This is a genomic window from Micromonospora sp. NPDC048930 (genome assembly GCF_043197935.1).
Taxonomy (GTDB): Bacteria; Actinomycetota; Actinomycetes; order Mycobacteriales; family Micromonosporaceae; genus Micromonospora.
Map to the genome: position 1 here is coordinate 92,824 of NZ_JBICUB010000003.1, position 23,125 is coordinate 115,948.

Annotated in this window: 21 protein-coding genes; 10 read left to right on the top strand and 11 right to left on the bottom strand. The window is 70.4% G+C overall.

Annotated features, from left to right (window positions below; genetic code table 11):
• Positions 1-226 precede the first annotated feature (226 nt).
• Positions 227-1,579 (top strand): RNA-guided endonuclease InsQ/TnpB family protein, encoded by a 1,353-nt coding sequence (locus ACGFI9_RS09465; RefSeq protein WP_393177854.1) that lies wholly within the window; start codon positions 227-229, stop codon positions 1,577-1,579.
• Positions 1,580-2,160: 581 nt separating this feature from the next.
• On the opposite strand, the gene ACGFI9_RS09470 is transcribed toward ACGFI9_RS09465, so the two are convergent.
• Together ACGFI9_RS09470 and ACGFI9_RS09475 are read right to left on the bottom strand one after the other, a co-directional pair.
• The gene (locus tag ACGFI9_RS09470; protein ID WP_393176848.1) at positions 2,161-2,574 is read right to left on the bottom strand and encodes a DUF2267 domain-containing protein; all 414 of its coding nucleotides are present in this window, start codon (positions 2,572-2,574) and stop codon (positions 2,161-2,163) included.
• A gap of 357 nt (positions 2,575-2,931) precedes the next feature.
• Positions 2,932-3,225 (bottom strand): DUF1330 domain-containing protein, encoded by a 294-nt coding sequence (locus ACGFI9_RS09475; RefSeq protein WP_393176849.1) that lies wholly within the window; start codon positions 3,223-3,225, stop codon positions 2,932-2,934.
• Positions 3,226-3,594: 369 nt separating this feature from the next.
• Here ACGFI9_RS09475 and ACGFI9_RS09480 point away from each other — a divergent pair, with 369 nt between their 5' ends.
• The gene (locus ACGFI9_RS09480; protein ID WP_393176851.1) at positions 3,595-3,906 is read left to right on the top strand and encodes an AMP-binding protein; all 312 of its coding nucleotides are present in this window, start codon (positions 3,595-3,597) and stop codon (positions 3,904-3,906) included.
• 385 nt (positions 3,907-4,291) lie between these two features.
• Here ACGFI9_RS09480 and ACGFI9_RS09485 read toward each other — a convergent pair whose 3' ends face one another.
• A complete protein-coding gene (locus ACGFI9_RS09485) occupies positions 4,292-5,242 on the bottom strand; it encodes a helix-turn-helix transcriptional regulator (protein WP_393176854.1) in 951 nt (316 codons plus the stop codon).
• Positions 5,243-5,305: 63 nt separating this feature from the next.
• On the opposite strand from ACGFI9_RS09485, the gene ACGFI9_RS09490 reads away from it, so the two are divergent.
• A complete protein-coding gene (locus ACGFI9_RS09490) occupies positions 5,306-6,451 on the top strand; it encodes an epoxide hydrolase family protein (RefSeq protein ID WP_393176856.1) in 1,146 nt (381 codons plus the stop codon).
• Positions 6,452-7,103: 652 nt separating this feature from the next.
• Here ACGFI9_RS09490 and ACGFI9_RS09495 read toward each other — a convergent pair.
• Together ACGFI9_RS09495 and ACGFI9_RS09500 are read right to left on the bottom strand one after the other, a co-directional pair.
• Positions 7,104-8,147, bottom strand: coding sequence for an ABC transporter permease (locus ACGFI9_RS09495; protein ID WP_393176858.1), 1,044 nt, complete (start codon positions 8,145-8,147; stop codon positions 7,104-7,106).
• A 40-nt stretch (positions 8,148-8,187) separates the two neighbouring features.
• Positions 8,188-8,910, bottom strand: coding sequence for an ABC transporter ATP-binding protein (locus ACGFI9_RS09500; RefSeq protein ID WP_393176860.1), 723 nt, complete (start codon positions 8,908-8,910; stop codon positions 8,188-8,190).
• Between the two features lie 88 nt (positions 8,911-8,998).
• Between ACGFI9_RS09500 and ACGFI9_RS09505 the strand changes: the two genes are divergently transcribed.
• The 3 genes from ACGFI9_RS09505 (at position 8,999) to ACGFI9_RS09515 (ending at position 12,061) form a co-directional block, all read left to right on the top strand.
• Positions 8,999-9,658 carry a response regulator transcription factor gene (locus ACGFI9_RS09505; protein ID WP_393176863.1) on the top strand — a complete coding sequence of 220 codons (660 nt, stop codon included), beginning with the start codon at positions 8,999-9,001 and terminating at the stop codon, positions 9,656-9,658.
• Positions 9,659-9,803: 145 nt separating this feature from the next.
• The gene (locus ACGFI9_RS09510) at positions 9,804-10,712 is read left to right on the top strand and encodes a sensor histidine kinase (RefSeq protein WP_393176865.1); all 909 of its coding nucleotides are present in this window, start codon (positions 9,804-9,806) and stop codon (positions 10,710-10,712) included.
• A 203-nt stretch (positions 10,713-10,915) separates the two neighbouring features.
• Positions 10,916-12,061, top strand: a complete 1,146-nt coding sequence (locus ACGFI9_RS09515; RefSeq protein ID WP_393176867.1) for a glycerophosphodiester phosphodiesterase family protein — start codon at positions 10,916-10,918, stop codon at positions 12,059-12,061.
• A 92-nt stretch (positions 12,062-12,153) separates the two neighbouring features.
• Here the strand turns inward: ACGFI9_RS09515 and ACGFI9_RS09520 are convergent, their stop codons facing one another.
• The 4 genes from ACGFI9_RS09520 to sigJ form a co-directional block, all read right to left on the bottom strand.
• On the bottom strand, positions 12,154-13,536 hold the full coding sequence (locus tag ACGFI9_RS09520) for an ABC transporter substrate-binding protein (RefSeq protein WP_393176869.1): 1,383 nt from the start codon (positions 13,534-13,536) through the stop codon (positions 12,154-12,156).
• Positions 13,537-13,584: 48 nt separating this feature from the next.
• Complete coding sequence (locus ACGFI9_RS09525) at positions 13,585-14,415, bottom strand: carbohydrate ABC transporter permease (RefSeq protein ID WP_393176872.1); 831 nt, start codon at positions 14,413-14,415, stop codon at positions 13,585-13,587.
• Positions 14,412-15,377 (bottom strand): carbohydrate ABC transporter permease, encoded by a 966-nt coding sequence (locus ACGFI9_RS09530; RefSeq protein ID WP_393176875.1) that lies wholly within the window; start codon positions 15,375-15,377, stop codon positions 14,412-14,414. Before ACGFI9_RS09530 ends, ACGFI9_RS09525 begins: the two co-directional genes overlap by 4 nt.
• Before the next feature lie 281 nt (positions 15,378-15,658).
• Complete coding sequence (gene sigJ / locus ACGFI9_RS09535) at positions 15,659-16,594, bottom strand: RNA polymerase sigma factor SigJ (protein ID WP_393176877.1); 936 nt, start codon at positions 16,592-16,594, stop codon at positions 15,659-15,661.
• Between the two features lie 234 nt (positions 16,595-16,828).
• Here sigJ and wrbA point away from each other — a divergent pair, with 234 nt between their 5' ends.
• Together wrbA and ACGFI9_RS09545 are read left to right on the top strand one after the other, a co-directional pair.
• Entirely contained in the window at positions 16,829-17,440 is a 612-nt protein-coding gene (gene wrbA / locus ACGFI9_RS09540) for an NAD(P)H:quinone oxidoreductase (protein WP_393177856.1), read from the top strand.
• A gap of 249 nt (positions 17,441-17,689) precedes the next feature.
• On the top strand, positions 17,690-18,436 hold the full coding sequence (locus tag ACGFI9_RS09545; RefSeq protein WP_393176879.1) for a hypothetical protein: 747 nt from the start codon (positions 17,690-17,692) through the stop codon (positions 18,434-18,436).
• A 214-nt stretch (positions 18,437-18,650) separates the two neighbouring features.
• On the opposite strand, the gene ACGFI9_RS09550 is transcribed toward ACGFI9_RS09545, so the two are convergent.
• Positions 18,651-19,112 (bottom strand): hypothetical protein, encoded by a 462-nt coding sequence (locus tag ACGFI9_RS09550; protein ID WP_393176882.1) that lies wholly within the window; start codon positions 19,110-19,112, stop codon positions 18,651-18,653.
• A gap of 405 nt (positions 19,113-19,517) precedes the next feature.
• Here ACGFI9_RS09550 and ACGFI9_RS09555 point away from each other — a divergent pair, with 405 nt between their 5' ends.
• Together ACGFI9_RS09555 and ACGFI9_RS09560 are read left to right on the top strand one after the other, a co-directional pair.
• On the top strand, positions 19,518-21,974 hold the full coding sequence (locus tag ACGFI9_RS09555; protein WP_393176885.1) for an AAA family ATPase: 2,457 nt from the start codon (positions 19,518-19,520) through the stop codon (positions 21,972-21,974).
• Positions 21,971-22,375 (top strand): hypothetical protein, encoded by a 405-nt coding sequence (locus ACGFI9_RS09560; protein ID WP_393176888.1) that lies wholly within the window; start codon positions 21,971-21,973, stop codon positions 22,373-22,375. Before ACGFI9_RS09555 ends, ACGFI9_RS09560 begins: the two co-directional genes overlap by 4 nt.
• Positions 22,376-22,435: 60 nt before the next feature.
• Here the strand turns inward: ACGFI9_RS09560 and ACGFI9_RS09565 are convergent, their stop codons facing one another.
• Entirely contained in the window at positions 22,436-23,026 is a 591-nt protein-coding gene (locus tag ACGFI9_RS09565; RefSeq protein WP_393176891.1) for a TetR/AcrR family transcriptional regulator, read from the bottom strand.
• Positions 23,027-23,125 lie beyond the last annotated feature (99 nt).

Sequence of the window (23,125 nt, forward strand, 5' to 3'; positions counted from 1 at the left end):
ACGTCTACGAATGCCAGGATGCGCCCACCGACACCGGCCCGACCAGCCCAGCCACCCACCTCGGCGGTCCGAGGCGAAGCCTCACTGGTGCGGTGTCCACTAACGTTCGCCGGGTTGGTGGCCGTGGGGTTTTGTCGTACCGGTGGTGTTGGGTCGGGTTGTGGCTCGTCGTCGGGATCCGTCTGCGCCTCGGGTGGTTTATCGCACGGGGCGGGTGGCGTTGCGGGTGACGGCGGGGCAGCGGCGGCGGTGTTTCGGGTTGCTGCGTTCGGCTGGTGACGTGTGGGCGTGCGTGTTGGAGGTCAACACGTGGCGGCGCCACCGCCGTGACGCCCCGCTGAGTGGCTATCAGGAGTTGTGCCGGGAGCTGTCCGTGGCCGGGGCGGGGACTTTCGGCGAGCTGGATACCACGGGTGCCCGGTCGGTGTTGCGGCGCTTCTCCGACGCGTGGTTCGCGGCGGCGAAACGCCGTAAGGACGGCGACGTGTCGGCCCGGTTCCCGCGTCGGCGGCGCGGGTTGATGCCGGTGCGCTGGTATCACGGCACGTTCACCCTCGACGGGCGTCGGGTGCGGATCCCGGTGGCCAAGGGCGGACCGCCGTTGTGGGTCAGGCTGGCGCGGGAGGTGCCGTATCCGGTCGAGCAGGTCCGGTCGGTCACCCTGCTGTGTGAGGGTGGCCGCCTGTTTTTGGACGTGACCGCCGAGGTCCCGGTTACGACCTACCCGCCCGGTGAGGGGCCAGCCCCGGATCGGGTGGCCGGCGTCGATCTGGGGATCATCCACCCGTACGCGGTGGCCGGCCCGGACGGTGCCGGGTTGCTGGTGTCGGGGCGGGCGATCCGCGCCGAGCACCGGATGCACCTGAAGGACACGAAGGGCCGCCGCCGGGCCACGTCACGGCGTGCGCCCAAGCCGGGGCAGCGGGGGTCGCGGCGGTGGCGCAAATACCGCCGCCGCGCCCGGCTGGTGGAGGGCCGGCATCGGCGCCGGGTCCGCCAGGCCCAGCACGAAGCCGCCCGCACGGTGGTGTCCTGGGCGGTGGCGCAGCGGGTGGGTGTGCTGCACGTCGGTGACCCCCGCGGGGTGCTCGGCATTGACGCGGGGCGGCGGCACAACCTGCGGCTGCGGCAGTGGCAGATCGGCCGGCTCCTGCAGGTCCTCACCGACAAGGCCGTCCTGGCGGGCATCACCGTCCACCTCGTCGACGAGCGCGGCACCTCCTCCACGTGCCCCGCCTGTCGGCGGCGCATCCCGAAACCGCGCGGCAGGACCATGTCCTGCCCGCACTGCCAGTTTTCTGGGCACCGTGACCTGGTCGCGGCCGCCACCATCGCCACCCGCAGCCCGGGCGGCGGACCCACCACCCCCACACCTGTCGTAGTGCCCGGGGTGGTCACGCACCGTCGAGCCGGACGGCACCTCCCCGGAGCCGGCCAGTCCCGACGTGACCCCCGCCGCCCCCAACCAGCGGCGCGAGGATCAGCTGGCCCGCGGAGGCCCGCCCCACCAACCGGAGGGGAGTCGCTCGCCACACGGCGAGGATCCACAACGCTGCACCGGAAACCCGGTGAACGTTAGTGGACACCGCACTAGCCACCTCGCACTTCCCGCCTGACAACCAGAGTTGTCAACGATGGAGCGGCGGGTAGTACCCCCGATGGGGCTACGACCCCGCCGGGGAGTCTGGTCGTGCCTGTCAGCCGTTGTCATCGCGAATCGTTCGCTTCGCTCGGGCACGGCGGCTGTCGTTCCTTCCGCCCGTCATCGTCGTGCGGCAGGCCGTCTGGCGACTTCCTGCTGACTCGGACTGGCGGGGCCCACGGCTTGGAGTGGGCCGCCGCCGAGGACGACAAACGAGGGCAAGCGTGAAACGCTCCGAATCATGAGCGGCGGATGTGGGCGCCTGACAGCCACATCGGTCGGCAGCAGTTCGGCCCGGCCCCCGCTGGTGGCCGCTCCTTCTCGGCGGCCGGGGTGCAGCTTGCCCGGGGCACGGACCGCGAGGGTGATCTGCTTCTTGTGGACATCGATCCCTGCAACCCGCGTTTTGTCGCTACCGACGCACTCTCATCCAGGAACGCACGCAAGATCACCAGCCGACGGCAGCGGCGTACCCGCGTCCGACACGGGCACACCTACTCCTGCCTTGGCTGGGTGTGTTACTGGCCGGGGCGCCGCCCGCCACCGGCACCCACCGGTTCGATCGCCTGCGCGAACTCCTTCGGCAGTTGGGCCACCGCGTTCTCGAACTCGTCTCGGGTAACAGCCTCACGTAGCGTGGTGAGCACCGCGCGCACCCCGGCATCGGCGAGCGCACGGTCGACATCGGGGCGATCCGCCACCCGCTGCACGAAATCATCGAACCCGAGCGACGACTTGACCTGCTCCTGCCTGAGCGGTTTGAGCAGGCAGGCGTCAAGCCCACCGGGAAGCTGATAGGCAAGCGCGTCCGCCTGGCCGGCACTGATCCGATCTGCCAATGCCTCCAACGTCGCCCCGGTGATCGTCGCCGCCTGATCGGTCGACACCTTTGCCCGCGTGGCCACTGCGTTGATGAAATCCTCGTATTCCACAGGATTCTCCTCTCCGGCCGGATCCCCGTCGAACCGCCAGCTACGCCGCGGTTCGGTCCGGTGCGCCTTGCCCACAGCCTCCTGCGACGGGGGGTGACCCTGCCTCATCCCGATCGGGCGATCCAAGACGCTTTACGGGACATCCTCAACACCGCCTCGACGGGGATTTCCTTGAGCTTCCGCAGGAGTGCGGTGCCGAGCTGTGCCAGCGCGACCACGAGGTGAGCCGCGACGGCGGGCTGATCAATGTGCTCGACGGTCGACGGTTGCAGCTTCGGCCCCCTTCGCTAGCTGAGTGCCGTGAGTAGGGCGGCCCGGCGCCTCGTCCTGGCAGCCTGGGCAGGGTCGTCGCCGGCGTCAGGGCGCCGCTTCGATGATGCGCACGTCGCGTTCGGCTCCTTCGGCCAGCGCACGCAGCGCCTCCTGGTAGGCGGGGCTGTGGTAGGCGGCAACCGCAGCGTCTACGCTGTCGAACTCGATAAGCGTCGTACGCTCCAGCAGGCCGGACTCGAACGCGCGCGACGGCACGCCACGCGCCAGAAACGTGCCGCCGGCGGCGCGCAACGCCGGCCCGGCCAGCTCGATGTAGGCAGCGAGCTTCTCCTCGTCGCTGATGGACCGGAAGGTGCTGATCCAGTAGGCCTTCGGCACCGTCTCTCCCGCTCATCCGGAGGGGCGTTCTCCTGCTGAATTTTCTAGGAAGCGTAGGGGTCACCTGACCGGCAGCTCGGTCATGCTTCGTCGCCCCAAGTCCACCTGTGACCGTCCCACATCCCGCACGATCAGCAGATACGCGAGCACCAGCCCGCCTTCGGGCTGGAAGTAGTCCGGCGCCTCGTTCGCCGTTCACGCCTCCCCGGTCCCATCGGCTGGGGCCCACCCGCTCGCGGCGCCGGCACACGTGCCTCGCGGGCGGGTTCTTTGGTCGGTCACGTTCCTGTGACGGACGATCGACCCCTGCGGGAGTCGATCAGCACCTTTTGCCAGTAGCTGTGGCGTTGCAAGGATGGCACAACCCGTATGGCCAGCCTACGAGCTCCACAGCAGGATGTAGGCAACGCCCTGGTGGGTGGTTCCCGTGGTCAGTACGACAATTCGCAATCTTCGCCACGTTTTCGGCCGATCGCCGACAGCCGCCGCGGTGGCGACGAGTTTCTGGGCATCTCTTACACCGGTGGGACCACCGGCCGGCCCAAGGGCGTCAAGCTCACCCACGCCGTTCGCTTCATCCACCAGCCCGGGGGGCCGCGCCGCTCCCCGTCGATCGGCACGCCGCGCACCTCCTCGATGAGCGAACGACTATGGCTAATCGACGGCTTATTGGCGGATTAAATCCGCCATAACCGGCACCCGGGTGCCAGTGGGCGCCGATACTCTTCACCGCGCGGAAGACCGGGGTCCGAAGGACTTCTGCACCGGGCCGCCCCAGGCAGTGAACCGCCGAGGGCAACGACCCCGGCCTTCCGTCCAAACCTCGGTCCGGGACACGGCCCGGTGCCGGGCGTCGCTCGAGTCCCCCATAACGGGCGGCGCCCGGCGTTTACCGGATCCGCTTCGCGGCCTACGCCTTGCGCCTGCGCGGCTTCACCCCGGCGGCGACCGCGTCACCGGCGGCCTCGAACGCGAGCACTGACCTGCATCTTCCCCGCGTCCGAGCCTCGGCGGCCGACCACCGGACGGCTTTCCTGGAAGGCCTCGTGGTCCACCTCCCTCCGTGTCAGCGGACGTCGTCGGTGAGCCGGGTGGCGAGGGCTCGGATGTGTGCGATCAGTTCGGGTGGTTCGTGGATCTGGAAGCGGAAGCCGAACGATGCGACGTAGATGGCGAGTTCGTCGAGGGAGTTGGATCCGGTGTGCAGGAGGCAGGTGTGCGGGTCGACGGCTTCGATGACACCGACGGTGGGCGGGATCCGTTCGGCGGCGGTAGCGGCTGGCGCGTGCAGGGTGATCCGGGCACGGTAGCGGTAGGGGGCGGTGGAGACGCCGTGGGTGAGGTAGCCGGCGAGGTTGACGTCGGGTGCCGGTCGGGGTGTGAAGCGAGGGCCGGTCGGGATGCGAGGACGGATCCGGTCGACCCGGTAGGTGCGCCAGTCGCGCCGGTCGGTGTCCCAGCCGACCAGGTACCAGCGCCGGCCGGTGTGGACCAGCCGGTGAGGTTCGGTGTCGCGTACCGAGTCGGTGCCGTCGTGGCTGCGGTAGTCGAAGCGGAGCCGCTGGTGGTCGCGGCAGACGGCGGCGAGGACGGTCAGCACGTCCGGGTCCACGGAAGGGCCGGCGGCGGGGACCGTGACGGTGACCGAGTGCAGCAGGTTGACCCGGTGGCGTACACGCGACGGTAGTACCTGTTCGAGCTTGGCCAGTGCGCGTAGCGAGGTTTCCTCGATGCCGGTGACGGTGCCGCTGGCGGCGGTACGTAGCCCGATGGCGACGGCGACGGCCTCCTCATCGTCGAGCAGCAGCGGCGGGAGCTTCGTTCCGGCACCGAGCCGGTAGCCGGCCGCGCCGGGGATGGCGTGCACGGGGTAACCGAGGTCGCGCAGTTTCTGGATGTCACGCCGCACGGTCCGCACGTCGACCTCAAGGCGTGACGCAAGCTCTGCGCCGGCCCAATCACGCGGGGTTTGCAGCAGTCCGAGAAGCCGCAGCAGTCGGGCGGAGGTTTCCAACATTCGCAGAAGTGTGCCATTCACCTAGGGCGGAAGCTGTCCTAGGTGCCTCATAGTGTGACTGCCATGAGCGAAGAGATCACCCCGTTCCAGATCAACATCCCGCAGGACCACCTAGACGACCTGCGTCAGCGGCTCTCCCACACCCGCTGGCCGAGCGAGGTGCCCGGCGCCGGCTGGGCGGCCGGGGTGCCGCTGAACTACCTGAAAGACCTGGCCGACTACTGGCAAACCACGTACGACTGGCGCGCCCACGAGGCACGGCTGAACGAATTTCCCCAGTTCACCACCGTCATCGACGGGCAGAAGATGCACTTCCTGCACGTGCGGTCACCCGAGCCGGAAGCACTGCCGCTCATCCTCACCCACGGCTGGCCCGGCTCGATCGTGGAGTTCATGAAGATCATCGGCCCGCTGACCGATCCCGCCCGACACGGCGGCGACGCCGCCGACGCCTTCCACGTCGTGGCCCCGTCACTACCCGGCTTCGGCTTTTCCAGCCCGCTCGCCGCCCCGGCCTGGGACACCAGCCGGGTGGCCCGCGCCTGGGCCGAACTGATGAGACGCCTCGACTACCACCGCTACGGCGCGCAGGGCGGCGACACCGGAGCGATCGTCTCCCCCGAACTCGGCCGCATCGACCCCGATCACGTCATCGGCGTGCACGTCAACAACCTGGGCACCTTCCCCTCCGGCGATCCGGCCGAGCTGGTCGGCCTCACCGAGGCCGACCAGGCCCGCCTCGCGCTGATGACGACCTGGGGCCGGGACATGAGTGGGTACGCCATCGTCCAGTCGACCCGGCCGCAGACAATCTCCTACGCCCTCACCGACTCACCCGTCGGCCAGCTGGCGTGGATCGTCGAGAAGTTCAAGGAATGGACCGACCCGAGCGCCGCCCTACCCGAGGACGCTGTCGACCGCGACCTGATCCTCACCGACGTCTCGGTTTACTGGCTGACCGGCACAGCCGGATCCGCCGCCCGCATCTACTACGAAGACGCCCGCACCTGGGGCCAGGCCCAGCCACGCTCCTCGGTACCGACCGGGGTGGCGGTGTTCCCCAACGACATCACCATCCAGCCCCTCGCCGAACGCGACCACAACGTGGTGCATTGGACCGAGTTCAGCCGCGGCGGCCACTTCGCCGCCATGGAAGCACCCGACCTCTTGGTCGGCGACGTGCGCGAGTTCTTCCGTAAGCTCCGCTGACCGCACCCATCCAGGCCTGCGCTGCCCATACGGTCACCACGGCCGGCGTTCCGCGCCCACCATCCTGAATCATCGCGGCGAGCGCGGTGACGGCCCGCCCGCGGCGCTCTGCCGAAGTGGGCCGTGGATGCAAGGGCCCGGGCCCACGCCGGATGGTGACGGCGGGACCCGGGCCTGTGGCACCGGTGCCTCAGGCTGGCCCGACGATGTGTGGTGGATCCACCAATCGAGCGGTGTCGCCGCAGCTCAGGGCCAGTCGTGACGGTTTCACCGGCAGCCAGGCGGGTCGTCTGACGGGGGCCGGCCGGCAGGTCCAGCAGGAAGATCGATGGCAGGGTTGTCTGCCGTCGAACACGTCCTCGAGGACGAGTGTCGCCGGGCCCGGCACCTCGTCCTCTGGGAAGACCTCCGCGCAGAGGTTGAGGGCGTGCCCGGTGGTGGTCAGCCCGAGGTGCTCGACCAGGAAGCGGATGTCGCCGGGGTCCCGGCGTGGCGCGGCCGAGCACCTTCATGGCCAGGAGCTGTTCCGGGGACGCTGCCGCCACTCGCAGGCCAGGATGGTCAAAGACGCCAGCTTTGATTTTTGATCTTTGCTTTGGCGAAGGGGGCGTGCCGGGTCGGGCATTGGCCCGGCCCGGCATCGGTCGGTCCATCAGCCCCGGAAACGACGGAGGCGGTAGTACGCGAACCCGCAGAGAAGCGCCGTGACGAACCCGAACAGTGCCAACTCCCACCACTGGAACGTCCAGTAGCGGTCGCCGGGTTGATAGGTGACGACCTCGTGGTAGTCCTGGCCGATCCGGACGATGCAGTCGTGCATCTGCTGCCGAACGGCTTCCGGAACTGGGCCGGCCGGACCTCCGGGCCCCTGGCCGAGCGTCGGGCAGGTCGCTCGCAGCACCTGATCGGTGAGCGGCTCTCCGGCGGCGTCGACGATGCGGACGGACTGGATCCAGGCGTTCGGGATGTCCGGCGTGGTCGGTTGTAGTGTGCTCGGTCCGCTGCCAAGCAGGATGTTCCCGCCCGAGCCGTACCCGGTGGTGTCGGGGTCGAGCGGCATGGAGACCACCCGCGGAGCGACCGCGAGCGGCCGGATCCACTCGGTCACCAGGATCCGGACTGTCATCAGGCCGGCCAGGGTGAGGGCCATGGCCGGCAGTGTCCGGCGAGTGACCAGGCCCGCGGTCACGCCGAAGGCGAAAGCGAACAGCGCGTACCCGATGGGCACGATGTCGCGCTGGTCGAATGTGCCGTAGATGGCCGCCGCCGCGTGGTCCAGCGGTGCAGCCCACCACGTGACGAGTGCGCTGAGCAGTGCGGTCGCCACGACGGTCGCGGTGCCGGCGACCGCCAGCTTCACCGCCAGCCAGTGGCTCCGGCTGATGCTCTGCGCCCAGACCAGTCGATGGGTGCCGGCTTCGAACTCCCGGGTGATCAGCGGCGCACCCCAGAACGCGCCGATCAGCGCGGGCGCCACGATCACGACGAGACCGAAGGCGGTTCGCGTGGCCGTGTTGTCGAGTGCGAACGTGGTGAGGGCGGGGCAGTGGGGGTCCGATCCGCAGGCGCGCTGCGCGGCTGCGGCGGCGTCGGCGAGATGCGGCCGGGTCGCCAGGACCACTGCGGCGACCGCGACGAGTCCGACCACGGCAGTCCAGGCCGAGGTCCGGAACTGGCGGAGCGCGAGCCGGATCATGCGACCTCCCAGGTCGTCGTGGCGATGGTGCTCGACCGGTTCATTGGGGGTGCCCTTCGTCGGTCGCCCGGCCGAGCTCGTCAAGGACCACGCGCTCCAGCTCGGCGGGGGTGGCGCACAGGCCCGCGATCGCGGCGGCGAGCCGGATCCGACCCCCGGCAACGACCACCACGTGGGTACAGGTGTGGGCCAGATCGGCGACCAGGTGCGTGGAGAGCACCACCGCGGTGCCTGTGGCCGTCGCGGCCGCCACCGTCTCGTCCAGGAACGCGCGGCGCGCGAGCGGGTCAAGGCTGGCCACCGGTTCATCGAGGACCAGCAGATCGGGGCTTTTCGACAGGGCGAGCGTGAGCGCCAGCTGGGCGCGCTGGCCGCCGGAGAGCCGGCCGGCTCGCTGCTCGGGCGGCAGCCCCAGCCGTTCCGCCCGCTCCTTCGCCGCGGCTGCGTCCCAGCGGTGCGGGTTGAGCCCCGCACCCAGGCTCAGGTGGTCGGCGACGGTCAGGCCGGCGTACGTCGGGGCGTCCTGCGCGACGAACCCGACCCGACCGGACCGCATCGCCGCGTCAGGGGTGCCGCCGAGCACCCGGACGGCACCCGCCGTCGGGGATAGCAGGCCCACGATCAGCTGCAGCAGGGTGGTTTTGCCGGCGCCGTTCGGTCCGACCAGGCCGACGATCGCGCCCTCGGGCACGGCCAGTGTGCAGTCGCGTAACGCCCACCGTCGCCGGTACCTCTTGGCGAGCGCTTCGGTCTCCAGGATCATGCTGCCGATTTCTACGCCGGCACCGGTGACAGCCCGGTCACAAGCGGCCGTCACCGTACTGTCACCAGCCGGCTGGCATGCTCGGCCCATGCGGGTGCTAGTCGTCGAGGATCACGAGCTGCTCGCCCGGACGATCGGCGCCGGGCTGCGCCGCGAAGGAATGGCCGTGGACGTCGTCACCGACGGAGGCCAGGCACTGGAACGCCTGGACCTCGCGCCGTACGACGTGCTGGTGCTCGACCGCGACCTGCCGACCGTCTCCGGCGACGACGTGTGCCGGCGCGTCGGCGAGCTCGGCCTGCCCGCCAGAGTCCTCATGCTCACCGCCGCAGCCACGCTCGCCGAGCGGGTACACGGTCTCGATCTCGGTGCCGACGACTACCTGACCAAGCCGTTCGACTTCCCCGAACTGGTCGCCCGGGTCCGGGCGCTCGGCCGCCGATCCGGCCCGCCCGTGCCACCGGTGCTGCGCTTCGCCGACGTGGAACTGGACCCGGCCCGCCGGACCGTCACCCGTGCGGGTCGGCCGGTGGCCCTCAGCCCGAAGGAGTTCGCGGTGCTTGCGCACCTGCTGGCTCGCCCTGGCCAGGTGGTGTCCGCCGAGGATCTGCTCGACCACGTCTGGGACGAGGCCGCCAACCCGTTCACCACCACGGTCAAGACCACGCTCGGCCGGCTCCGGGCCAAACTTGGCGAGCCGTCGATCATCACGACGGTCCGCGAGGGCGGGTACCGTGCCGGCGACTGAACGGCCGCGGCTGCGTACCCGGCTCGCGGTTCTGTACGCCGCGACAGCGGTCATCCTGGGCGCCGTGCCGGTGGCCGTCGTCGGCCTCGGCGCGTGGACCGGCCGATCCACCCAAGCGGTCGGTGCCGTAGCTGGCGGAGGCACTGTGAGCAACACCGGGCCGGTGCTGGTGGCAGTCGTCGCGGGGTTGATCGTGGTCGCGCTCGTGGCAGCTCCGATCGGGTGGGCGCTCGCCGGACGGGCGGTGCGACCGCTCCGCGAACTCACTTCCACAGCCGAGAGCGCCACCGCCGACCGGTTACCCGAACACGGCGAACTTGGCCGATACGAGGAGTTCGCCCACCTGTCCGCCACGCTAGCCGGGCTCTACACCCGGCTCGACGCCGCCTACGCCGCACAACGCCGCTTCGTCGCCGACGCCTCGCACGAACTGCGGACCCCGCTGACCGTTCACCGGACGCTGATCCAGGTCACGCTCGCCGATCCGGACGCCGACGCGACGTCGTTGCGCGCCGTGTGCGAGGAGCTGCTGCGCATCGGGGACCAACAGGAGCGGCTGGTCGCTGCCCTGCTGACGCTTGCGCAGGGCCAGCAGGGCCCGGTGGCCACCCAACCGGTCGACCTGGCCACACTCGCCGTCGAGGCGGTGACGGCACGCGGGTCCGCAGCCGCGGGCCTCACCATTCGCACCGACCTCCAGCGGGCCGTCGTGGCGTGCTCCGATCCGACGCTGCTAGCCAGCCTGATCGGCAATCTGCTGGACAACGCGATCCGCTACAACCTCGACGGCGGGCGGGTCGATGTCGAGACGCGCTGTCATGGGACGCGGGCGGTACTCGCGATCAGCAACACGGGTCCGTTTGTGCCGGAGGATGCGGTCGACCGGATCCTGCAGCCGTTCCAGCGCCTCGCCGGGCCCCGTATGCACAGCGGGAGTAGCGGGCTGGGGTTGGCGATCGTGCGTGCCATCGCTGACAGCCACGGGGCGGACCTGCGGGTGGTGCCGAACCCGGAGGGCGGTCTTACCATCACGGTCGGCTTCGCCGCCGCGTGACAGCGCTCGTCCATGCGAAGTGAGGAACGGCCGGCGCGAGCATCGTTCTCGGGACCATTTGAGCCGGGCTGAATCCGGTTAGGGTCAGGCAGGAGCCGGAGACGTCGCCCCCTTCCCCACGGAGTTGTTGGATGAGCACGAGTTCGTCATCGAGGCCCGCCGTCAATGCGGGGCCGACAGTGGCGCCGGTTCCCCGGGCAGGCATGACACCGCGTGTCAGCCGTAACGGCAGGGGCGCCGCGACGTACGCGCACCGCGGATCGTCCGGGATGGCGCCGGAGAACACCGCGGCCGCCTTCGAGGTTGCGATCGCCGAGGGCGCCGACTACATCGAGACCGACGTGCAGCTCAGCGCCGACGGGGAGCTGGTGATCATCCACGATGTGACACTCGGCCGCACCACCGACGCCAGGCTGGCATACCCAGACCACGCACCCTGGAATGTGCACAACTTCACCCTCGCCGAGCTGAAAAAACTCGACGCCGGGGGGTGGTACGACGCCGAATTCACCGGCCAGCACCTCCTCACCTTCGACGAACTGCTTGACCTGGTCGAGGGCCGGGTCGGCCTGAACCTCGAGCTGAAGTCGCCCGCGGTGAATCCGGGGCTGGCGCAAGCGGTCGTCGCTCGGCTGCGCCGGCGTCGCGACTGGATCGAGCCGAATGCCCGGTCGCAGCCGCTGATCGTCGGGTCCTTCGATGAGCAGGCCCTCCGGGACTTTCACGCACAGCTGCCCGATGTCCCTGTCTCGCTGATCACCTACGACGTGCCGACGGGCGGAAAGCTGACGGACCTCGCCGAGTGGATCTTTTCGATCAACCCCGACATTCGCCGGCTGCGGCCCGAGGACGCGGCCCACGTCATCGAGGCGGGCATGGCCCTCGTGCCATGGACGGTTGACTCGCCGGAGCTCTGGCAATGGTCCCTGGACCTCGGCGTCGACGGCATGATCACCAACTACCCGTCCGAGCTGAAGAACATGCTGCACGGCCACGACCGGCTGCCCGGTGCGGCCGGCGTGGTCATCGAGGACATCAGCTACCACTCGCCCGGCGACGAAGCACGGCCGGCCGGCGAGCACGTCGTACTGCGCAACATCTCCGACGAGCCGGTGGACGTCAGCGGCTGGTACCTGCGTAACCAGGCGTCCGACAGGATCGTGGTGGGCGACGGCTACGTCATCCCGCCGGGCGGGCGGCTGCGGGTGCACACCGGTCCGGGCAACGACGACGCGGCCACCTACCACAACGGGCGCACCACCACCGTCTGGAACAGCACGAACGGCGACTCCGCCGGGTTGCACCGCGCCGACGGCACCGTCGTCGACCTGTACGCCTACATCGTCTGAGCCGACGGACACCCCGAGCATCGACGAGGAGGGGCCGGCTCGATGGAGCCGGCCCCTCCGTCCGAGGTGCCCACTCGGCGGTGACCCGCTGGTCAGCTCACCGATTTGTTGTAACTGTCGATTGCGGCCTGCACGCTCGCCGCGGCGTCCTTCATGGCCTGGTCGGCCGGCTTGCTACCGACGATCGCCGCCTCCAGGCCGTCCTCGGACGCCTTGCGGGCCTGCGGCATCACCCCGAGCAGGCAGCCGGCCGACGCGACCGACGGCGGCAGCGCGTGCAGCTGGTCCACGGCGGTCTTGAACTGCGGGTACTGCGCCACCCAGTCCTTGTCGATCTGCTCGTCGAGCGCCTTGGCGTTGACCGGCACGTACCCGGTGCCGGTGTGCCACTTGGCCTGCTGGGCCGGGCTCACGGCGAACTTCACGAACTCCCAGGCGGCCCGCTTCTCCTTGTCGCTGTGCCCGACGCCGTTGATCCACAGCGAGGCGCCACCGATGATCGGTCCGCCCGTCGCCGAGCTGCTCGCCTTCGGGTACGGCGCGGTGAGCACGCTGAACTTGCCCTTGGCCGCCTCGACGTAGCCGCGCATGGCGCCGGTGGACTCCAGGTGCATCGCCACGGTGCCGGCCTTGAATGCGGCCTGGGCGTCGTCGGTCTTGCGGCCGGTGTTCGTCGCGTAGCCGCCCTTGACCAGGTCCGCCCACCACTGCGCCACGCGCACGCCGGTCTCCTGGTCGAACTGCACCTTCGTGGCGAGGCCCTTGCGGCCGTTGCCGTTGTCGCAGTACTCCTTGCCGTCGGTGGCGATCAGCTGTTCCAGCAGCCAGCCGTAGATGGCGGCGCCGAAGCCGTACTGGACGGTCTTGCCGCTGGTGTCCTTGACGGTCAGCTTCTTCGCCATCTCCCCGATCTCGTCGAGGTTCTGCGGCGGCTTCGTCGGATCGAGGCCGGCCTTTACGAAGGCCTCCTTGTTCAGGTACAGCAGCGGGGTGGAGGTGTTGAACGGCATCGACTGGAGCTTGCCGTCGATCGAGTAGTAGTTGGCGATGTTCGGTTCGATGTCGCCCGCGTTGAACTTGTCCTTGTCGATGAACTTGTACATCGGTACGGCCTGTTTGGAGTCGACCATGAAGCGGGAGCCGATGTCGTAGATCTGCACCAGCGCGGGCGTGTTCTTCTGCTGCACGGAGGCCTTGTACTTGGCGATCGTCTCGTCGTAGTTGCCCTGGTAGATGGGCTTGACCTCGACCTTGCCACCGCTCTGGGCGTTGAAGTCGGCGACCAGCTTGTCGATCGCCTCGGCGTTGGCGCCCTTCATCCCGTGCCAGAACTCGATGGTGGTCTTGCCGGTGGCCTTCTCGAGCACCTCCGCGCCGGGCGCTTCCAGCGCGTCCTTGCCGGAATCGGTGCCGGACCCGGAACCACCGCACGCCGTCAGGGCGGCGGCGGCTACCAGGGCGACGAATGCCGTCATGGTCCGGCGGAGCCTAGGTTGTCTCACGGGGGTTCTCCTCTTCGAGAGTTAACGCAGCGCGCCGGCGGTGAGGCCGCGGACGATGTAGCGCTGGCCGAAGAGCACGACGGCCAGCGTGGGAAGCAGGGACAGCGCGACGCCGGCGAGGACGAGCCCCGGTTGCGCCACCTCGGCGTCGTTGAGCTGGGAGATGCCGATCTGCAGCGTCTGGTACTCGGAGTCGCGGATCAGGATCAGCGGCCAGAAGTACTGGTTCCACGCCGAGAGGAAGACGTAGACCCCGACCGCCGCGATCGAGGGCTTGGACAGGGGCACGATGACCCGCCACAGCAGGCGCCAGTGGCCGCACCCGTCGATCACCGCGGCGTCGCGCAACTCGGTGGGGAACTGCAGGAAGGCCTGACGCAGCAGGAACGTGCCGAACGCCGAGGCGAGGAAGGGCAGCACGAGACCGAGGTAGGTCAACCCGCCCCGCGCCAGTCCCCAGCCGGAGATGGCCAGGTAGTTGGGGATGATGATCGCTTCCCACGGCACCATGAGGGTCGCGAGGAACAGCGCGAACGTCACCGCCTTCGCCGGCAGGCGAAGGAACGCGAAGGCGTACGCGGCCAGGATGCTGGTGACGATCTGGGCCAGCGTGATGACCCCGGCCTGGATGGCGGAGTTGACGTAGAAGCGACCGAGCGGCACCGAGCGGAAGACGTCGCTGATGTTCTGCCAGTAGAGCTCGTGCGGCACCAGCGCGGGCGGGTAGGTGGCCAGGTCACCGGGGCCCATCACGGCACCGACGAAGCCGTAGTAGATGGGGAACAGGACCGGGATCGCGGCCAGGCCGAGCACGGCGTAGACGGCGGCCTTGCCGAAACTGAGCTTTTTCATCGGTAGTGGACCCGCCGCTCGAGGATGCCGAACTGGACAGCCGTACAGCCGAGCATGACGATCAGCAGCACGACGGCCTGAGCACTGGCTGAGCCGAAGTCGGAGGACCCGAAGGCGAAGGCCTTCTCGTAGATCGAGTAGACCAGCGTCGTCGTGGCCTGGTCCGGGCCGCCCTTGGTCAGGATGTGGATCTGCCCGAAGCTCTGCAACGCGTGGATGGTGGACACCACGACGAGGAAGAACAGCTGCGGAGAGAGCAGCGGCACGGTGATCCGGGACGCCAACCTCCAGCCGGTCGCGCCGTCCAGCCGCGCCGCCTCGACCACCTCGGGTGAGATCGCCGCGACGCCGGCGGAGAGCACGAGGATGTTGTAACCGAGGTTCATCCACACCGTCGCGGCACAGACGGCGGGCAGCGCGATCGACGGGTCGGTGAGCCAGTTGACCCGGTCGATCCCGAGGGATCCAAGCACGCCGTTGGCCACGCCGATCGCCGGGTTGTAGATGACGGCGAAGACGACCGACGCGGTCGCCACCGAGAACGCGAACGGCAGCGCGAACGCGGTGCGCAACACCCGTACGCCGCGGATTCGCGCCTCCAGCAGCAGCACCACGAACAGCGCGCCCAGGACGGCCGGCACCACGGACATCAGCGTGAACAGGCCCGTCGTGGCCAGCACCTTGCCGAACTCGGCGGACAGCATCTCCCGGTAGTGCTCCGCGCCGACGTACACCGACGGGGCGCCGAAGAGGTCGTTGCCGTGCACGGACAGGTACAGGGTCCGCCCCAGCGGCCAGAACACGAACAGCGCGAAGACCACGACCGACGGCAGCAGCAGCAGCCACCCGAGACCGGATTCGGTGAAGCGCGCCCACTCCCCTCGTCGGACGGTGGAGCGTGGGGACTCTTCGGTCGGCGCGCGGTCATCCCGTGGGGCGCTGACGGTGCGAGGGGGTGGCACGGCAGCACAGTACCAACGGCATGGACCGAAATAAATCCTCCGCGCGGGACCCGGAGCTGGAAGTTCTTTTCAGGAGTGGACGGCCTCCCCCGCTCTCCTCCGGGGCGGCTCGAGTCGGCACCGGTCGCGGCCTCTGGGCTCACATCCCTTGTAGAGGGCGATTTGGTGCGCCCGGGAGGCGTGGCGAGCAGGCGGGGTGCCCGGACACCGGCCCGGACCGGGATGAACTCGGCCGTCTCCGCACGGCGACCCCACCGGGCGGTTCGACCCGCAGACGCGCGTCAGCCCGTGGTCCAGGGCCGGAGCTTCTCGGGGTTGCGGACCGCCCAGATCTGCGTGATCCGGTCGCCGGCGATGTCGAACGCGATCACCGTCACGGTGACGCCATCCAGCTGAGCCACCAGACCGGGCTGGCCGTTGACCGTACGCTCCAGGATTGCCAGCTGCGGAGCCCTGCCGACGACGTCGACGAGCACCCGCGCGACCTGCTCGCCGCCTTCGATCGGGCGCAGCTCGGCACTGACCAGGCCGCCGCTGTCGCCGACCGCCGTGACATTGGGGTCGAGGAGGCCGACGAGGGCGGCGATGTCCTTGGCCTCCCACGCCTGCTTGAAGTTCCGGACGATCTCGGCCTGCCGGGCTGCCGGAGTCGCGGGAGCCTTCGACGCGCGAATGCGACGGCGGGCCGACGAGGCGAGCTGGCGGCAGGCCGCCGGGGTACGGCCGACGATCTCGGCCACTTCGGTGAAGGAGTAGCGGAAGACGTCGTGCAGGATGAACGCGACGCGCTCGGCCGGGGTCATCGATTCGAGCACGACGAGGAACGCCATGTTGATCGACTCGTCCAGGGTGACCCGGTCGGCCGGGTCGGCGGCGGCGCCCTCCGGCCGACCGGTGATCCACTCCCTGCGTTCGGGCAGCGGCTCCGGGATCCACTCGCCCACGTAGCGCTCCCGCCGGGCCCGTGCCGAGCCGAGCAGGTCGAGGCAGATGCGACTGGCGACCGTGGTCAGCCAGGCGCCGGGGGTTTCGATGGCGTCGTGCTGCTGCGGGGACAGGGCGTACCAGCGGGCGTACGTCTCCTGGACGACATCCTCGGCATCGGCGAGCGAGCCGAGGAGCCGGTACGCCAGGTTGATCAGCCGACGCCGCTCGCTCACGATCGCGCGGAAACCCGGATCGGGCCGGCCGGGTCCTGGCCCGGATCGGGTGGTCATGGTGTCGCCGGCTCCCTCGGTCGCAGCTGCCGTCGTCAGTTAGACGAAACACCGCACCGAACTGTGAGGTCGGGACGTCGCCTCACATTCGGCGGGGTCGGATCGTCGTTACTGCTGAGCCCAATCAGCGGGGCCGGCACTCACATCCTGCAGGTACGCATTGCCCCGCTGCAGACCGGGCTCCGGCGGCACCCGCCGCCATCACCAGACCGAACCTGCGAGGCGAGGAAAACGATCATGGAAGCCGTGAAGGTCGCAATCATCTACTACAGCTCCACCGGCACGGTGCACGCCTTGGCGCGGGCGGTGGCCGAGGGCGCGGAGAAGGCCGGCGCCCAGGTGCGACTGCGCAAGGTCGCCGAACTGGCTCCGCCGGAGGCGATCAACGCCCGGCCGGAGTGGGCCCAGCACATCCGGGACACCGCCGACGTGGTCGAGGCGAGCGTCGACGACCTGGCCTGGGCCGACGCGGTGCTGTTCGGCGCCCCCACCCGCTTCGGCAACCCGGCCAGCCAGCTCCGGGCGTTCATCGACACCACCGGCCCCCTGTGGTTCCAGGGCAAGCTCGCCGACAAGGTCTACTCGGCGTTCACCGCCTCCAACACCGCGCACGGCGGGCAGGAGTCCACCATCCTGGCGTTGGCGAACACGTTCTACCACTGGGGCGGCATCATCGTGCCGCCCGGCTACACCGATCCCGTCCAGTTCCAGACCGGCAATCCCTACGGCACCTCGCACGTGGTCGGCGACGGGGCACCCGGCGACGTGGTCCTGGAAGCGGCCCGTTACCAGGCCCGGCGCGTCGTCGACATCGCGTCGGCGCTCAAGGCCGGCCGCGCCGCCTGACCCGGCCCGGCCGCGACAGGAAACCGTGGGAGCGGCGGCCCCGGCTCGGGTGGGCCGGGGTCGTCGCCGCAACGCCTGGCACGTGCCTCGATGCCTCGGCCAAGCGCGCCCGGCGTCGTGCGGTTCGCGTCCTGGATCCCCGGATGTCGTGTCCCGGCTGACGCTTTACACCTGCGTCCCACCAGATGTTTGACAAGATCCGGAAATTGAGGGGTCAAGGGCCTGGATGAGGTCGACTACGCTCCTGGCATGTTGACCACGGTCATCGCCGTCACGGTCCGCCACCGGCGACTGATCCTCGCCATTTCGCTTGTCTTGGCCGTGGTCCTGGCCTGGGGCCGTCGCCTGTCAGTCTGGCTGGACTTGATCCTGCTTATCGCGACCTTCCTCGCCGGTGTGCTGGCGTTTTCGCTGGGCCTGCTCGGCCTGCGGCGACCACGTCCGGCGGCCTTTCTAGTCAAGCCTGAGGTTCGGGCGTTCGCCACTGAACCGAGCGCGTTCCAGATCTTCCTGGCCGTGGGGATCACGTTCCTGGCCTCGCAGTTCCTGGGCACTGGCCACCTGGCGGGCGTCGGCCTGTTCAATGTGTTGCCGTTCCTGCTCCTCGTCGCCGTCGCTCTAACCGTTGCCGGCGGCTGGCGCGGCATTTCGGTCCAGCTGCGACCGGATGGTGTCTTTCAACGCGACTTCGCCGGCTCCTTGATGGTGCCGTGGGAGGCCCTGGCACCCGCCCGCCCTTCCCGACCCGCGGTCAACGCCGCCACCCTGGCCCTGACCTATGCACAACCGGACCTGGTACGCCGCCGGGGCATCCTTCCCCTGGGCCGGCGACTGCGCATCGACAACGTCCACCCATGGTTCATCGCCGACACGATCCGGCACTACGTCGACCACCCGCAGCAGCGGGCCGCGATCGGCGAACCGGCCGAATACCAACGGCTCTGGCATGCGTTGATGTCTCCGCCCACTGGCCCCGACCAAGAGCACGCTTCCTAGTACTCCAACGTCACTTCGCCTGTCTGCGCTGGTAGTGGAATCGTCGGACTCGGGCTTGGGGCATTCGCCGCCAGTCTCACCGACGAGTCGGCCGGCCCGAAGTCCTCTCCGCGCGCACGGTGCGTCGGGTGGTGGCCCGAGCTTTACCGACCGGCTCAAGGTGAGCAGCCGTTTCCGGGCGTGTGCCGAGGTGGTCCGCCAAGGCTGGCTCTGATCAGATTGGCTCTTCGTAGTTCTGCCGCATGGAGATGCTCACCTCAGCACAGACCGGGTGACCCGCCGGGCAGGTGGTGCTCGCGAGCGCTGTCTGCGTGATGGTCAGGCCGCCCCGGTCGTACATCCAGCACGCCACTCCCGAACTGTTCAGGCAGGATTCCTTGGGCCTACGCTTCCACCCGGCCGCCGCGATCTGCTTGTCCAGTTCGCGAACCGCCGCGTCCGGACTGGTGTTGACCCGGTAGTCACGGTTCCAGTGGAACTTGCCCCGCGATCTGTCTGCCGCCTTGCCGCCCCAGAGTTGCCAGCCTGCCGGAATGGCAATCTCGTCGAGGCGGGCTTGCCCGATGGCGAGCAGCTCCTCGGTCGACCGCTTCTCAGGCGGCGGGCCGCCGCAAGCCGACACGAGCGTGACGCCCCCCAGAGTCAGGATCACCAGCCAACCGCCGTTGAACCGCATGGCATACCTCTCTCCGTTGTCGCATCCGGACCGGTACTCCACCGTCACTTGGCTTTGGCGTTGGGCGTGGCATGGGTATGAGGGCGGCCACCGAGTTGATCATCGATGGTTTGTGAGGACACCCGAAGATCGTGCGGTGGCGGCGGGCCACAGCCTAGACCTTGACCGGTGGCGGGTCATCCTGGACGAGGCGGTGACGCGTGTCGCTGACCGGTTCGTCCGCGCGGAGCCACGCCGGACCACCCCGCGGGCTGATTGCGATCGGCACGTTGCACGGCGGACGCGACCGCCGATCAACAGATAGAGCAGTCACCCAGCGTCGCGGCACCACCACCGGCAGCCCCGCCCGGGGCGGAACCGCGACCAGGCACCCCGCCCTCCCCATCTGCTCGAAGTGGAGGTCTGATGACGCGCAGCGAATCCCTCGTCGAGCTGATCGCGAACCGGCTCGCCGCCGACCGCGTACCCGATGACGCCGGCGACCTCGTCCTCGCCGCACTGACCGGCGAGGCCGACCTGGACGCGGCGCTCGCCGGCGAGCCGCCGCTGCTGGCGCCACCGGACACCAGCTCCGACGAGCCGACGGAACCGGTCTGGCTGTCGTCGGTCACCGTCGCCGGGTTCCGCGGCGTCGGCCCCGAGCGGACCCTCGCCGTCGAGCCCGGCCCGGGGCTGACCGTGGTGGTCGGCCGCAACGGCTCCGGCAAGTCCAGCTTCGCCGAGGCCATCGAGCTGGCCCTGACCGGCGACAGCGCCCGCCGGGCCGACCGCGACACCGGCTGGCGCAACCTGCACGCCGGCGACCCGTGCCGGATCGCCGTCGAGCTGCGGGTCGACGGGATGGCCACGCCCACCCGGGTGGTCCGCTCCTGGCCGTCGGACACCGCGCCGGGTGCCGCCGAGGTGACCGTCACCAGCGCACACGGCAGCCACCCGGATCTCGCCGAGCTCGGGTTGGCCCGGCCGCTGGCGCTCTACCGGCCGTTCCTCACCGCCGAGCTGGGCAGGCCCGCCGCCGGCACGCCGCGCCAGCTCGTCGACGCGATCCTCGGCCTGGGAGCGATCACCGACGCCGACCGCCGCCTGACGGCCGCCGCGCACCGCATCGACGCCGCCATCGAGGAGGTACGCGGACAGCGCGCCACCCTGGCCGACACCCTCGACGGGATCGACGACGACCGGGCCCGGCGGGCCGTCGCGCTGCTGCACGCCCCGGGTGCGGCCGACCTGGCGGCGCTGACCGCGATCCTCGACGAGCCGTCGGAGCCGAGCACCGACGAGGCCGTACTGCTGTCCCGGCGGCTGGCGGCGATGCGGCTGCCCGACGCCGACGAGGTGACCCGGCTCGCCACGCAGCTGCGGGAGGCCGCCGCCGAGGCGCGACGGCACGACGCCGGCCGCTCGCGGGCGTCGCTGCGCAGTGCCGAGCTGCTCCGGCTGGCCATCGAGCACCACGACGACCGGGGTAGCGGGCCGTGCCCGGTCTGCGGGACGGGCGACCTCGACGGCGACTGGCGGAGCCACGCGGCCGCGTCCCTGGCGGAGCTGCGCGACCGTACGCTCGCCGCCCAGACCGCCGCCGCCCGGCTGGCCGCGCTGCTGAAGCGGGCGCACTACCTGATCGAGGACCTGACCGCGCCAGACGGCCACACCGCCGGGGTGCCGGTGGACGAGCTGCGGGCGGCCGCGGCGGCGCTGCGGCTGGCACCCGGCGGGCCCGACGAGCTGGCCGAGCATCTGACCACGCGGTATCCGGCGGTGCTCGCGGCGGCGCGGGCCGCGCGGGCGTACGCGACGGATCTGCTCCGCCGGCGCGACGCCAGCTGGCCGGCGGCGGCCGACCAGGTGCGGGCCTGGATCGCGGCGGCCGGGACGCTGCCGGAGCGGGAACGGGCCGTCGCCCGGTTGCAGTCCGCGCGGGCGTGGCTCACGACGACCGGGGCGCAGCTGCGCGACCAGCGCCTCGCGCCGATGGCGGCGCACGCGCAGCGGGTCTGGACGCAGCTGCGCCAGGAGAGGACCGTCCAGGTGGGCGCGATGACCCTGGCGGGCACGGACCACGGGCGGCGGGTGGTGGTCCCGGTCAACGCCGACGGCGGCACCGCGCTCGGGGTGCTGAGCCGAGGTGAGCTGCACGCCCTCGGGCTGGCGACGTTCCTGCCGCGCGGCTGCGCGCCGGAGAGCCCGTTCCGGTTCGTCGTCGTCGACGACCCGGTGCAGAGCATGGACCCGACCAAGGTGGACGGGCTCGCCCGGGTGCTCGCCGAGCTGGCCGAGCAGCGGCAGGTGCTGGTCTTCACCCACGACGCGCGGCTGCCCGACGCGCTGGCCGGGTTGGAGCCGGGTCGGTGCCGCATCGTCGAGGTGACCCGCGCCGAGCGGTCGGTGGTCACCCTGCGGCCAGCCGCCGACCCGGTGACCCGCTACCTGGACGAGGCGTACGCGCTGGCGCGCGCCGAGGAGATGCCCGCCGAGGTGCGCGGGCCGGTGGTCGCGGAGTTGTGCCGCTCGGCGATCGAGGCGGCCTGCCACCGGACCGTGTGGCGGCGACGGGTGGCCCGGGGTGTGCCGCACGAGGAGATCACGGCAGCGGTCGTGGCCGCGTCGGGGCGACTGCCCGCGACGGTCGCGTTGGCGCTCTTCGACGATCCCGACCGGGGCCGGGAGGTGCTCGGGTATCTGAGTCGCCGGCACGGGCCGCGGGCGGCGACCGCGTACAAGGTGTGCAGCGCGGGGGTGCACGGGGCGTACCTGTTCGACCTGCCCGGCCTGGTCGCGGACGCCCGCCACCTCGCGACGGCGCTGCGGCCTCCCGACGCCGCGATACCCGCGCCCCGTAGCGGCGCGGAGGTCCGGTCGTGACCGCGCCGACGCCACGGGCCTGCCTGGCGGCGGCCGACCAGTTGCTGCGCGGCGCCGACGAAGTCGACCCGGACGGGACGGCCGGTTGGTGGCCGCGAACGTGCGCCTACCTGATCCAGTTGGCGCTCGAGGGCGGCGTCGACGCCTACTGGCGGCGGACCCGGCCGGTGGTGGCGGCGTTGCGGCCGGGCGGGCCGAAGCGGCTGATGCTGCACGGCCGGCTCGGGCCGGGTCCCGCCGTCGCGCGGCGGGTCGCCGTCACCTGGGCGGCGCTGTCGGCCGCCACCCACCACCACTGCTACGAGCCGGCGCCGGCGGCAGCGGAGTTGCGTCGCCTGCACACCGAGGTGAGCGATCTGCTCACCCACCTCGACCCCAGGAGAACGGAAGCCGGACGATGACGCGCCCGCAGCCCGGAGAAAGGCACGAGCCGGCCTTGGTGGTCGTCTGCTGATCGGCGGTCATCGTGCCGGGCTTGTGGGACTGAACGCGCGCAGGGCGTGTGTGATGAGCGTCTGGAGTTGCGTGGGGTCGGGCATGCCGAGGTGGAAGACGAGCCGGTGGTAGACCGGCCCGTAGATCAGATCCAGAGCGACGTCCAGATCGGCATCGGCGGCTAGCTGGCCGTCGCGCTGGGCCTTGCGCATGCGTTCCCTGAACGCGGTGATGCGTGGCTGGATGAGCCGTTCCCGTAGGCCGTGTGCCAGTTCGTTGTCGTGGAGGGCTTCGGCGATGAGCCCGGTGACGGCGGAGTTGCCCGGCGGGGTGAGCAGCTCGATGACCGCGGTGAGCTGCTTGTGCAGGTCGGTCGCGAGGTTGCCGGTGTCCGGGTAGTCGGCGACGGTCGCCGCGTCATCGACGGCCTCCAGGACGACGGCCCCTTTGGATGGCCACCACCGGTAGATCGTCTTCTTGCTGACCCCGGCGCGGGCGGCGATGGCTTCGATGGTCAGCCGTGAGTAACCAATCTCGGCGCACAGCTGCAGCGCCGCGTCCAGGATGGCGCGGCGGCTGGCCTCGTTGCGGCGCAGCGGGTTGGGCGATGCGGACATGACCAGCAGCCTAACAGGAAACGACACGTGCCGTGTTGACAGCCGCCGGGGCGATGCATAGCGTGTCGCCCAGTGGCAACACGACACGTGGCGTGTCGT